This window comes from uncultured Halovibrio sp., from assembly GCF_913056445.1.
In the GTDB taxonomy this organism is placed as follows: domain Bacteria; phylum Pseudomonadota; class Gammaproteobacteria; order Pseudomonadales; family Oleiphilaceae; genus Halospina; species Halospina utahensis_B.
This window is the reverse complement of sequence record NZ_CAJXMA010000003.1, coordinates 24033-36609: the sequence shown is the minus strand read 5'-3', so window position 1 is coordinate 36609 and position 12577 is coordinate 24033. Positions and strand designations below refer to the sequence as shown.

Annotated in this window: 9 protein-coding genes; 6 read left to right on the top strand and 3 right to left on the bottom strand. The window is 62.5% G+C overall.

Annotated elements, in window-relative coordinates; all coding sequences use genetic code 11:
• Positions 1 to 2: 2 nt before the first annotated feature.
• Entirely contained in the window at positions 3 to 1955 is a 1953-nt protein-coding gene (locus QZ501_RS01625; RefSeq protein WP_295716666.1) for a hypothetical protein, read from the bottom strand.
• A 180-nt stretch (positions 1956 to 2135) separates the two neighbouring features.
• Here QZ501_RS01625 and betI point away from each other — a divergent pair, with 180 nt between their 5' ends.
• The 6 genes from betI (at position 2136) to QZ501_RS01595 (ending at position 10603) form a co-directional block, all read left to right on the top strand.
• A complete protein-coding gene (gene betI, locus QZ501_RS01620) occupies positions 2136 to 2741 on the top strand; it encodes a transcriptional regulator BetI (protein ID WP_151439743.1) in 606 nt (201 codons plus the stop codon).
• Positions 2732 to 4195, top strand: a complete 1464-nt coding sequence (gene betB, locus QZ501_RS01615) for a betaine-aldehyde dehydrogenase (RefSeq protein ID WP_160898939.1) — start codon at positions 2732 to 2734, stop codon at positions 4193 to 4195. Before betI ends, betB begins: the two co-directional genes overlap by 10 nt.
• A gap of 77 nt (positions 4196 to 4272) precedes the next feature.
• Entirely contained in the window at positions 4273 to 5958 is a 1686-nt protein-coding gene (gene betA / locus QZ501_RS01610; protein WP_295716663.1) for a choline dehydrogenase, read from the top strand.
• A gap of 127 nt (positions 5959 to 6085) precedes the next feature.
• Entirely contained in the window at positions 6086 to 7288 is a 1203-nt protein-coding gene (locus tag QZ501_RS01605) for a BCCT family transporter (protein ID WP_160898941.1), read from the top strand.
• A gap of 105 nt (positions 7289 to 7393) precedes the next feature.
• Complete coding sequence (locus QZ501_RS01600) at positions 7394 to 8761, top strand: FAD-dependent oxidoreductase (protein WP_295716661.1); 1368 nt, start codon at positions 7394 to 7396, stop codon at positions 8759 to 8761.
• A 156-nt stretch (positions 8762 to 8917) separates the two neighbouring features.
• Positions 8918 to 10603: an AMP-binding protein gene (locus tag QZ501_RS01595; RefSeq protein ID WP_295716660.1), complete on the top strand. Its 1686-nt coding sequence runs from the start codon at positions 8918 to 8920 to the stop codon at positions 10601 to 10603.
• A gap of 86 nt (positions 10604 to 10689) precedes the next feature.
• Here the strand turns inward: QZ501_RS01595 and QZ501_RS01590 are convergent, their stop codons facing one another.
• On the bottom strand, positions 10690 to 11550 hold the full coding sequence (locus QZ501_RS01590; RefSeq protein WP_295716658.1) for a tetratricopeptide repeat protein: 861 nt from the start codon (positions 11548 to 11550) through the stop codon (positions 10690 to 10692).
• Between the two features lie 46 nt (positions 11551 to 11596).
• Positions 11597 to 12556, bottom strand: a complete 960-nt coding sequence (locus QZ501_RS01585) for a DUF523 and DUF1722 domain-containing protein (RefSeq protein ID WP_295716656.1) — start codon at positions 12554 to 12556, stop codon at positions 11597 to 11599.
• Positions 12557 to 12577: the final 21 nt, after the last annotated feature.

Genomic DNA, 12577 nt, shown 5'->3' with positions numbered 1-12577 from the left:
GGTCAGTGCCTTTCCGGATCGCGCCCCAGCACCACCAGTTGGTCCCCCGCTGACAGGTTCAGGGGCTCTCCGGGATCCGGGTTGAGGGTCAGGTGGCGCCCTTCCGGGGTTGGTTGCGCCCGGTGGATGCCAAGGGCGGTTTCGCCGCTGGTGGCAACCGACTGTGCCGCCGCCCGGAAGTCCGTGTCGGCTGCCAGAAGCTCTGCGGGAAGCGCACGGAAGCCGATCTCGGCACCGCCCTGGGTGAAGAGTTCGTCATACACCAGGCGAAGCTCCCGGCGCAGGGCGACCTGGGCCAGCAGGTGGCTGAGCATAACGGGGCTGAGGAAGATCTCACTGTTCCGCGCCAGAAGCAGGGCCTCATTGTGCGGGTCAGTGAGTTCCAGCAGGATCTGCGGCCACGTCCCCGCCTGCTGAAGGTGATCCTGGAGCTGCAGGTAGCCCACCATGGCCCGGGCGTCCGCTTCTTCGTTGCTGCCCATGCGGTCACTGGTCAGCAGCATGACGGTGTCATAGCGTTCGGGGGCCAGTCGGGCAATCTCACCCTCCATCAGGAAGTCCGTCTTCACGTGCTGGCAGCCGACGCGTCCAGGCTCGGGCACATAGCCGTTGATCATGTTCTGGCGGTCTTCCACGGGCCAGAACGAGGCCACTGTGACGTCCGCCGTTTCGCCCGGGTAACTGTCCAGTTCCTGCAGCAGTGCCGGCACCCTGTGGTTCCAGCCCAGGATCAGGATACGCCGGTGACGGGAGGGTGGCCTCTCCCCCTCATTGCGCGGCCGGCGATGCAGTGGCTCCAGGGTCTGCCCGCGTGCCGGATTGGTATCCTCGAACCGTCGTGCCAGCAGGATGAGCCCGTCACCCTTGCGCAGGCGTTGTTCGGACGGCGCATTCATATGGACCACCCACCCACTTCCCGCTCGCTCAAGCACGCCCAGTACAATCGCGCTGGGCCGCCGGCTGTCGAGGCTGGCCAGGGGCTCGCCAGCCCACTCATCCTGGAACCGGATGTAGAGTTCATTGCCATCGGGCAGGATCATCATCTCCTGGAAGACCTCGGCCAGACCCGGATGACGCAGTGTCTGGACCATGAAACGGCTGAGCGTGGCGTCCCCGGCCACCAGTTCCAGGTCCCCGCCAAAGGCGCTGTGCAGGATGCGTTCGCGGCGCGGGTCCTGCAGTTCCGCCACCACATAGGGTAGGGGCCGGCGCTGGTCCTTGGCCTGGGCTGCGATGGTGAGAAGGATCTTGATGGTCTCGGTATCCGCGTTAAGAAGGCTGTTCGTGGCCTGGGTACTGCCGGGAATGATGACCGCGGCCGCATCCAGGCAGGCCACACGACGCAGGGCCTCGGACTGGAGCGGGTCACCGGAGCGCAGGATGACCTGTCGGGCACGGCGGCCGACGCCGCTCTCGCTGCGCAGCTGGTGCTCCCGGCTGGCGGAGACTTCCTCGGCCAGCGCCACCAGTCGCAGGCGCTTGGTGTCATTGCGGTGCAGGAACAGCCGCATCCGGCCGGTGGTGCTGAGCAGTTTGGTGATCAGGGGCAGGGTGCGGCTGGTCCAGCCCAGCACCGCAATGTGGTGCTTCAGCGAGACCGGCGTGAGCCCGCGTTCCAGATTGGTCATGGCGCTGATCAGCCACCGGGTCATGATGGCCACCAGGGTGCCCATGAACACCACATAGCCGCTGATGGTCAGCAGCGTGGCAACCACCCGCCGCCAGCTGCCCTGGTCATCGCCCAGATACCCCGGGTCCGTCAGCCGCAGGAACGCCCACCAGAGTGCTTCACCCAGGTCCGAGAAGGCTCCCTCCAGTGGCAGCACCAGCAGACCACCGATCAGCGAGATCAGGGCAATGAGCAGCCCGACCACCATCAGCTGGAAAAATGCGCCGCGGATGAGCTGGCGTTCAAGGAAGAACTTGAGCCGGTCTATGAATCGGAGCGGGGTCATGGACCTCCCGGTGGCGTCGCGTGCTGTCGCCAGTGTAGCGGAAATCCGAAAATGCATCCTGTCGGCAGGCTACTGATCTGAAAGGTTTCTGTGGTTGGGTTACCATCAACCTATCACGCGCCTGTTGATCAATGGCGATCAGCAGGCTATCCTTATTTTAATTGAACGGTTAATCAACTTATGCCCAAGGTCGGAGTACAGGAAGAACGCAGGCGCCAGCTCATTGAAGCCACCCTTGAAGTGGTGGGTGAGCTGGGGCTCCAGAGCGCCACCATTGGCGCCATCAGTCGCACCGCCGGGATGTCGTCCGGCCTGATCAGCCATTACTTCGGCGGCAAGCAGGCACTGATCGAGGCCACGCTGCGCCAGCTGCTTGAGGAGCTCAAGCTCGCGCTGCTGGAGCACACCCAGGCCGGAACACTCACGCCGCAGCAGCGGCTGGTGGCGATCGTGGAAGCCAACTTCAGTGACTTCCAGCGGTCCACGGCCACCACCCGCACCTGGCTCAGTTTCTGGGCGCGGGCGATGCACGAACCGGGGCTGGCGCGCCTGCAGCACATCAACAACCGCCGTCTCTACAGCAACCTCTGCTATTCATTCCGGCAGCTGTTGCCGGCAGAGGCGGCCCGGAGCGCCGCGAAGCAGACCGCCGCACTGATCGACGGGTTCTGGCTGCGCAGCGCTCTCTGGCCCGACCAGGAAGAGGGCTTCCGCGAGAGCGAGGCGCTCTGCCGGGCGTTCATCAACGACACACTGACACAGCACGGAGTCGAACCATGCCACTGACCCGCTACCAGAACTTTGTGGCCGGCCAACCCATGGCCAACAGCACGGGCGAAACCTTTGAAGTGGTGAACCCGGGCACTGGCGAGGTGATCTATGAAGTGGAGGTGGCGGACGAAAGCGTGCGCCAGGCCGCACTGGAAAGCGCCCGCGAAGGCTTTGCTACCTGGTCCGCCATGACCGGCATGGAGCGGGCACGCATCCTCAACCGGGCCGTGGCGATGCTTCGCGAACGCAATGACGAACTGGCAAAGGTGGAAGTGCTCGACACCGGCAAGCCCTGGCAGGAAGCCAGTGAGGTGGACGTGAACACCGGCGCGGACTCCCTGGAGTTCTACGCGGGGCTGGCTCCGGCGCTGGAAGGCAATCAGCAGGACCTGGGCGGCGACTTCTACTACACCCGGCGCGAGCCCCTGGGTGTGTGCGCCGGCATCGGGGCCTGGAACTACCCGCTGCAGATCGCCTGCTGGAAGTCCGCACCGGCTCTGGCCTGCGGCAACAGCATGATCTTCAAGCCCTCCGAGGAAACCCCGCTGGGCGCCCTCAAGCTCGCGGAAATCCTCATGGAGGCGGGCATGCCGGCCGGTGTATTCAACGTCGTCCAGGGCGCGGGCGAAGTCGGCAGCTGGCTGAGCCACGAGCCGGGTATCGACAAGGTCTCCATTACCGGCGAGGTGGGCACTGGCAAGAAGGTCATGGCCGGCGCCGCCACCACGCTCAAGGAAGTCACCATGGAGCTGGGCGGCAAGTCGCCGCTGATCATCTTCGATGACGCGGAAATCGACAATGCCGTCTCCGCCGCCATGCTGGCGAACTTCTACACCCAGGGCGAGATCTGCACCAACGGCACCCGGGTGTTCGTGCACGAGGACCTGTACCCGACCTTCATCGAGAAGGTGCTGGAGCGTACCCGCAACAACATCATTGCCGGTGACACGCTGAACCCGGAGACCAACTTTGGCGCTCTGATCTCCGCGAAGCACCGGGACCTGGTCATGGACTATATCCGCAAGGGCGTGGAAGAGGGCGCGACCCTGGCCTGCGGTGGTGAGGAGCTCTCACCCCAGGGTGTTGAAGGCGGCTATTTCGTGGCTCCGACCGTGTTCACGGGCTGCACCGATGACATGACGATCGTGAAGGAAGAGATTTTCGGCCCGGTCATGAGCGTCCTGACGTTCCGCGACGAAGACGACGTCATCCGCCGTGCCAACAATACCCAGTATGGCCTGGCCGCCGGTGTCTTCACCCGCGACATCAAACGCGCGCACCGGGTGATCCACCAGATCCAGGCCGGCATCTGCTGGATCAACGCCTACAACGAATCACCCTCGGAGATGCCGGTGGGCGGCTACAAGCAGTCCGGCATCGGCCGCGAGAACGGCGCGGCGACCATTAACCACTACACCCAGCTCAAATCCGTTTACGTCGGAATGGGTGATATTGAAGCACCGTTCTGAACCGGCGCCTGCTGACTCTGTAGCAGGCGAGGGCGGGGATCCCCGCCCTCGCCCGTTGGCATCTTGGAGTGGATCCTATGAGTAAACACCAATACGACACCATCATCGTCGGTGCCGGCTCAGCCGGCTGTGTGCTGGCGAACCGGCTCACAGAGGACCCGCACCACCGGGTCCTGCTGCTGGAGACCGGCGGCAGCGACCGCAGCATCTTCATCCAGATGCCCACGGCGCTGTCCATTCCCATGAACACAAAGAAGTTCGCCTGGCAGTTCCACACCGAACCTGAGCCCTACCTGGATAATCGCCGCATGCACTGCCCGCGGGGCAAGGTTTTGGGTGGCTCCTCCTCCATCAACGGCATGGTCTACGTGCGTGGTCACGCGAAGGACTTCGACGAGTGGGAGGCGCATGGTGCCGAGGGCTGGAACTACCAGAACTGTCTGCCTTACTTCAAAAAGGCCGAAACCTGGGTTTTTGGCGGGGACATGTACCGTGGTGATGCCGGCCCCGTGGGGACTTCCAACGGCAACAACATGAAGAATCCCCTGTACCAGGCCTTCATTGATGCCGGGGAACAGGCTGGCTACCCCGTAACCCGGGATTACAACGGGCACCAGCAGGAAGGCTTCGGGCCCATGCACATGACCGTGAAGAATGGCGTGCGCTCCTCCACCTCGAACGCTTACCTGCGGCCAGTGATGAAGCGCCCGAATCTCACCGTGCTGACAGGCGCACTGGTGCACAAAGTGCTGCTCAAAGGCAAACAGGCTGTGGGCGTGCGCTACGAGCGTGGCGGTAAGGTGCAGGATGTGAAGGCCAACAGCGAGGTCATCCTGTCTGCGGGCTCCATCGGTTCGCCGCATATTCTGCAGCTTTCCGGCATCGGTAACCCGGACGTGCTCAACAAGGCGGGTATCGAGGTGAATCACGCGTTGCCTGGCGTGGGGTCGAACCTCCAGGACCATCTTGAGTTCTACTTCCAGTTCCGCTGTAAGCAGCCGACCTCCCTCAACAGCAAACTCAACCCGCTGAGTAAGGCGTTGATCGGCGCGCGCTGGATCCTGAACAAGGATGGCCTGGGTGCCACCAACCACTTCGAGTCCTGCGCCTTCATCCGCTCGAAAGCAGGCGTCGAATGGCCGGACCTGCAGTACCACTTCCTGCCGGCGGCCATGCGCTACGACGGCAAGGAGGCGTTCGCCGGCCACGGTTTCCAGGTGCATGTGGGCCACAACAAACCGAAGAGCCGTGGCCACGTGCATGTGCGTTCCGCGGATCCGAAGGCCGCACCGGAGATTCTGTTCAACTACCTCCAGCATGAGGACGACCGGGAGGGCTTCCGGGACTGCGTGCGGCTGACCCGGGAGATCATCAATCAGCCGGCCATGGATGACTATCGCGACGAAGAGATCCAGCCAGGGGCCGATGTCACTTCGGACGAAGCCATCGATGCTTTCGTGCGCCAGGCCGTGGAAAGCGCCTACCACCCATCCTGCACCTGCCCCATGGGCACGGACGCGCAGACGGTGGTCGACCCGGAAACCCGGGTGCACGGCATCAGTGGCCTGCGCGTTGTTGATTCCTCCGTTTTTCCAACCATCCCCAACGGCAACCTCAACGGGCCGACCATCATGGTGGCTGAGCGGGCCGCGGACCTGATCCGTGGGCGTCAGCCCGAGGCGCCGCTGGATGCGCCGGTGGGGATGGACGAGCACTGGCGTGTGCGCCAACGGGCCGGAGAGCCCGAGCGCGTGCTCCGCTAAGCACCTCTCCTCTCCAGTGTTGACAGCGCTGATACGGGTCGCCTGTAAACGGCTCCAGGCGGCCCGGGAGGGGAATTATTGCCATAAGAAAGCAAATTGACGCCGCAACCAGCAAAGGAGTTGGTTTATGTTGACCTGGCTAAGTATCGGACTGGTATTCACTTTCACCATGATTGCAGTGATTCTCCTGCGATGGGGCAACCTGCAGGTGGTGGGCGTGACACCAGTGCGTACCTTCACCTTCATGGCCATTCTGTTCACTTCCGGCCTCGACGTGGGCCTGATCATGTTCCCGCTCACCGAATTCGGTGGCTATGCGGAGGACTACAGCGTCACCAACCCGCTCGCGATCGAGTTCGGGTTCTGGGCCTTCCTGATCTGGGGCTTCTACTTCCTTACCTGTTTCTACTTCTGCGTGATCGAACCACGGATCAAGTTCTTCGAGATTCCGGTGGTGAAGGTCATCAACAACGTAGTGATCATCGGCACCTGTGCCTTTACCGCCTATCTGCTGCTGAAGAACCTGCCCTGGTATCTTCCGGAAATGGGTGATGACGGCACCGCGCAGACGGTTTTCTACGGCATCGTTTTCGTGTCCATTGCCATGGCCGTCTACTCCAGCACCAGCCTCAAGTATGTGCGGGTGCTGAGCGTGAGCACCAGCTGGATGTTCATCGGTCTGATCGCACTGTTCTGGTACTACGCCTTCATGACCGATAACGGCACCTTCGGGGACTTTGCCGGGACGCTGAGCCTGCTGGGTGGCTACTTCGGCAACATCCATGAGTTCATGCTGCCGCTGAGCGACTACCACGCCTTCTACCTGTACTGGTGGTTCGCCTGGTCCATCATGATCGGCCAGTTCACTTCGCGCTTCGTGGGCGGGCTGCGCACCTGGCAGCTGCTGCTGGCGATGCTGTTCCTGCCGTCGATCGCCATCGGTATCTGGTTCACGGTGCTGTACTACTACCATCTGGAGGACATTGGTACCACGGGCGTGTTCAACATCCTCATGGTCACGGTGGGCATCACCATGGTCATCAACTCGCTGGACTCGCTGATCCGCCTTTACACCGACAACCTGAACCTGACGGTGAAGCGCTTCGGTAAGGGCCCCTACTTTGCGGGCAACCTGGTGGCCATGATCGGTCTGACCCTGCTGTTCCAGCTGGAGTTCCTCAGGATCCAGTGGGTCGGTGCCCTGGTGATCGGGATCTACTTCGCGTGCATCCTGTACATCATCGGCCGAAACTGGCGCACCGTGAGCAGCATCAACAGCTCGCCGGAAGAGAACAAGCTGGACTACAGCCTGGTCGATTCCGCGAACTGACCTTCTGATGGGCCGTTGTGGCCGGAATGACTGGATAACGTCTGAATCTTTCTGGTAGAAAAGGACGTTGTCCGGCATTCCAACAACAACACAACGGAGTCCATCATGGATCAAACCCCAAGGGTCGCGGTCATCGGGGCCGGGCCCAGCGGTCTCACGGCAGCCAAGAACTGCCTTGAGGCCGGTCTGGACGTCACTGTGTTCGAGCAGAGTGACCAGGTCGGTGGCAACTGGGTCTTCAACAGTCGCACCGGCCATTCCAGTGTCTACGAGAACACCCACATCATCAGCTCCAGGGCGTGGTCGGAATACGAAGACTTTCCGATGCCCGAGGACTACCCTGAATACCCCAACCATCGCCAGCTGCACGCCTACTTTGAAAGCTATGCGCGTCATTTCGGTGTCATGGACGTCATCCGGTTCGAGCACTGGGTGGATCAGGTTACCCGTAACGAGGACGGCACCTGGCACCTGAAGGTGACAGGGCCCGACGGCATGGCCGTGGAAGAGGATTTTTCCCACCTGATGGTGGCCAACGGGCACCACTGGAATCCCAAGAACCCCGACTATCCGGGCACGTTCAACGGCACCTGGATGCATTCCCACGACTTCAAGGGGGTCAGTGATAAGTGGCGAGGGAAGCGGGTGCTTGTTATCGGCGCCGGTAATTCCGCCTGCGATGTGGCGGTGGAAACGGCCCGGGTGGCGGATCACGTCGCGCTGAGTATGCGCAGTGGTCAGTGGTTCATGCCCAAGTTCATGTTTGGCAAGCCGACGGATGTGCTGGGCTCCAATATGCCCACCTGGGTACCGAACCGCATCCGGCAGCTGCTGTTCACCGGGCTTCTGAAACTCCTCCAGGGGGATTACTACCGCAACTACGGCCTGCCCAGGCCCAGACGGCCGGTGCTGAGCCATCATCCGACCATCAACTCGGATCTGCTGGATTTCATCCGCCACCGGCGCATCCACCCGCGCCCGGCCGTCCGCGAGCTCAATGGAGACAGCGTGATCTTCCAGAACGGGCGCGAGGAAGCGTTTGATCTGGTGGTCGCCTGCACCGGGTTCTGGATCAGCTTCCCTTTCTTCGACCCGTCGTTGATCGACTTCAGCAGTGCCGAGCGGGTACCGCTGTACCGGAAGATGATGCACGCGGACTTCAGCAACCTCTATTTCATCGGTCTGTTCCAGCCTCTGGGCTGCATCTGGCCGCTGGCGGACTACCAGGCGAAGCTGGCCTGTCAGGAAATCCTCGGGCATTACGCCCGTCCGGCCAACATGCGCCTGGCCATCCAGGAGGAGGCCGCCAATCCGCACCTGGATTTTGATGCCGGTGGGCGCCACTCCACCGAGGTGGACTATCACCGGTTCCGGCGGGACCTGAAGAAGGAGCTGCGGAAAGCCGGGGTCGAGATAGGCCGCCCACCCGCCGGCAAGCCCGGGCGCTACAAGGATTTCAGTAGGGCATCATGAAGGGGCAGGCACTGCACTGTTTGTGATCCGCTTCCGCCCATTGATTCAAATTCTGGAGAGAATGTGCCATCGAGGCCAATGCAGTGACAGGGGAAGTTGAATAGTATCCCGACGTTTATACCTTTCCAATAAACCATAACAATCAGGAGCTCTTGGATGATCAAAGTTGATGACAGGCCCACCACGCTGCACAGCCTGTTCTACTGGGCGCAGCGTTCTCCGGACATGGTCTATATGAACCAGCCCTATCCGGACGGTTCGGTGGAGGAGACCACCTGGAAGCAGGCTGCGGACCAGGTGCTGCGCATGGCCGCCCACCTCAGATCCCTGGAACTGCCGGAGAAAAGCTGCATCGCCATTCTGGGCAAGAACAGCGACCACTGGGTGATGGCGGATCTGGCCATCTGGGCTGCCGGTCACGTCTCGGTGCCGCTGTACCCCACACTCAATGGTGACACGGCCGCCTATGTGCTGGAGCACAGTGAGGCGAAGCTGATGATGCTCGGCAAGCTCGATGGCACGGCCGACGGCTGGAACGACATCAAGAACCACATCCCGGCGGATCTTCCGATCATTTCCATGCCCATGTCGCCGCGCAGGGATACCGAGCAGTGGAAGGACATCGTCGCGCGCACCGAGCCGTTGGCTGAGCCGCACCTGCCGTCACCGGATGAGCTGGCCACCCTGGTCTATACCTCCGGCAGCACTGGCAGGCCCAAGGGCGTGATGCACTCGTTCGGAACCATGATCTCGGTGGCCGAGGGGCTCAAGCAGATCTTCCCCGTGGACCAGAACGACCGCATGCTCTCCTACCTGCCACTGGCCCACGTGGCCGAGCGCGCCGCTGTCCAGACGTCCTCGCTGTACTTCGGTTTCCCGCTCTATTTCGCCAACTCCCTGGACACCTTTCAGGAGGACCTGCAGCGGGCGCGCCCGACGCTGTTCTTCTCCGTACCGCGCCTGTGGATGAAGTTCTATCTGGCCATCTGCGACAAACTGCCGCCGAAGAAGCAGAAGGTGCTGTTCCGGATTCCGCTGCTCAACCGGGTTGTGAAGCGCAAGATCCTCAAGCAGCTGGGTCTGGACCACGTGCGTGCGGCCCTGACCGGGGCGGCCCCGCTGGCGCCGGAGATCATCCACTGGTACCGCAACATCGGGCTGGAGCTGCTTGAGGTCTACGGCATGTCCGAGAACTTCGGGTATTCCCATGCCAACCGTCCGGGTGACGCCAAGGTCGGCACGGTGGGTCTTCCGAACCCCGGTGTGGAACACCGCGTGACGGACGAGGGCGAGCTTCAGGTGAAGAGCCCTGGGCAGATGCTCGGGTTCTACAAGAACGATGAGAAGACCAGGGAAGAAATCACCGAGGACGGCTTTCTCAGGACCGGCGACATGGCGGAAGTGGATGCCAATGGCTATACCCGCATCACTGGCCGGGTGAAGGATCTGTTCAAGACCGCCAAGGGCAAGTACGTGGTGCCCGTTCCCATCGAGGGCCGGTTCACCCATCCCAGGGTGGAGGTGGTCTGCGTGGCCGGCGCCAATCAGCCCCAGCCCTGTGCCCTGATCACCCTGTCCGAGGAGGCCCAGGCGGAGCTCCAGAAGGGCGGCGACCGCGCGACCATCGAGAAGGAGCTGGCGGAAGAGCTGGACCGGGTCAACTCGGAGGTCGAGGACCACGAGAAGCTGGCATTCGCGGTGATCGTGAAGGAGCCCTGGACCATGGAGAACGGCATGCTGACGCCGACCATGAAGATCAAGCGCAACGTGATCGAGGATCACTACGCTGAGCGGCTGCCGAAGTGGTATGACCAGAACAAGAAGGTGATCTGGGAGGAATGAGCGCCTGCTGATCAGTCTTAAACCAGAAAACCCCGCCCCGGTGGTTCCGGCGCGGGGTTTTCTGGTTCCGGGCGGTGGCAGGCGGGTCAGTCGCCGTGGATGATCTCCTCCAGACGGCGGATCTCGTCGAGGCTGTCCAGGCGCTCCTCATTACTCATGGCATCCCGGTACAGGCGCTGGTTCTTTCGGCCCTGGGGGCTGCCGTTTTCGGCCGCCAGGGTTGACCAGGCATAGGCCTTTTTCAGGTTCCGTTCGGTGCCCTGACCCTCGCCATAGAGGTAGCCCAGGTTGGCCTGGGCCCCTACATGGCCCTGCATGGCGGCCTTCCGGTACCAGCGGTAGGCGGTTTCCGCGTCTTTCTCCACGCCTTCGCCCTGGAAGTGGACGAACCCAAGCATGGCCTGGGCACCGGCGTGGCCGCGCTCTGCGGCCACCCGGTACCAGTAGGCAGCCAGTTCCCGGTCTTTCGGAGCGTTGTTGCGGCCCTCAAAGAGTTCGTCCCCCAGCTGTTTCTGGCGGTCCGGGGAGCTGCGGGCGACCCGGATTTCGCGGGCGAGCAGGCCATCATCCTTTTCTAGATAATCAGTAGCCGGCTGGTAGCCTGCCTCCGCGGCGGCTTCAAGGTGTTTCTCGGCGGCCTCCAGTTTCCGCTCTTCGCGCAGCATCCGGCCGAGCTGGTACCGGGCTTCCGCGATGCCGTGTTCGTTCGCCAGGGTCTCGAGCGCGGCACGGGCCTTGGCATCCGACTCAAAACCTGTGCCGGTTTCCCGGTAAAGGTTGTACAGCTTCATGCGCGCACCGGGATTGCCCATATCGGCAAGCTCGCGATAGAGCTCCGCGGCGGCCTTGTGGTTGCCATCAGCGCGCATGCGGTCCGCATCTTTCAGGGAAGGGGCCGCGCAGGCGGCAAGCAGCAGGACGGTCAGTAACAGCGTGGTTTTCTGCAAAACGGGGAACCTGTTGGTTGTGTGGGCCTCCCGGCCTGCCCGCCCATCAGACGTGGTTGCGCAGGCCGAGCTCGTCCGGGTAGGGAGTAAGATAGTCCTGGCGCTCCAGATAGGCAACGGGTTCCCGCCTCTGGGCCATGCGCAGCAGGGTCATGGGCACCACCAGCGGCACCTGCCCCTGCTGGTACAGGTCGATCTGTTCGTGCAGCATCTCGCGGTCCGCATCGCTCATGGAACCGCGCAGGTAGCCCATCAGGTGCTGCATGGCATTGGCGTGGTCGCCGCGCGTGATCTGTTTCTGCATGGCCTTCATGAAGGCGTTGATGTAGCGTTCGGCGATATCCGCCAGCGGTTCCGCCTTGAGGTCGGAGAGCATGGGGCCGAGTTCCCGGTAGGTCTTCTGGCAGTGCGCCAGGAGCTGGAACTTGTGTCGTGTGTGGAAATCCAGAAGGGCGCTCCGGGTCAGCCCCGCCTCGATCATGCGACACCAGTCGTCGTATACAAAAACGCGCTCGATGAAATTCTCGCGCAGGTGACTGTCATTCAGGCGGCCCTCCTCCTCCACCGGCAGAACCGGGTAGGCTTCCATCAGCGCCTGCGCGAAAAGCCCCCTGCCATCCCGCCGGATGACCTGCCCTTCCTCGTTGTGGATGCGGATGCGTTCCATGCCACAGCTGGGGGACTTGGCCTTGAGGATGAAGCCACGCAGGTCCGTGAGCGAGGGCAGGGCGTCCCGGATCCAGTGCTCCATGGAGGCGGTATGGTCCGCATTGCCACTGGTGGTGATCAGGCGCAGGCCGTCCTGGTGTTCACGCAGGTGGATCGCTGGCCGGGGCACGCCCAGGCCGGCTTCCAGCTCCGGACACAGGGAGCGGAACTCGAAGAAGTGTGAGAGCACCTGGGAACAGTAGCGGGCATGCTTATGGCCGCCGTCGTAGCGGACTTCCTCGCCAAGGAGGCAGGCGCTGATACCCACCGGGATTTTCCGGCCCTGCTCGTAACTCATGGATGACCTCCGGAGACAGAC

Bases quoted from the DNA above. Each gene is read 5' to 3' on its own strand.
- betI (WP_151439743.1), top strand. From the start codon at position 2,136: ATGCCCAAGGTCGGAGTACAGGAAGAACGCAGGCGCCAGCTCATTGAA.
- QZ501_RS01600 (WP_295716661.1), top strand. From the start codon at position 7,394: ATGGATCAAACCCCAAGGGTCGCGGTCATCGGGGCCGGGCCCAGCGGT.
- QZ501_RS01585 (WP_295716656.1), bottom strand. From the start codon at position 12,556: ATGAGTTACGAGCAGGGCCGGAAAATCCCGGTGGGTATCAGCGCCTGC.
- betB (WP_160898939.1), top strand. From the start codon at position 2,732: ATGCCACTGACCCGCTACCAGAACTTTGTGGCCGGCCAACCCATGGCC.
- QZ501_RS01605 (WP_160898941.1), top strand. From the start codon at position 6,086: ATGTTGACCTGGCTAAGTATCGGACTGGTATTCACTTTCACCATGATT.
- betA (WP_295716663.1), top strand. From the start codon at position 4,273: ATGAGTAAACACCAATACGACACCATCATCGTCGGTGCCGGCTCAGCC.
- QZ501_RS01625 (WP_295716666.1), bottom strand. From the start codon at position 1,955: ATGACCCCGCTCCGATTCATAGACCGGCTCAAGTTCTTCCTTGAACGC.
- QZ501_RS01595 (WP_295716660.1), top strand. From the start codon at position 8,918: ATGATCAAAGTTGATGACAGGCCCACCACGCTGCACAGCCTGTTCTAC.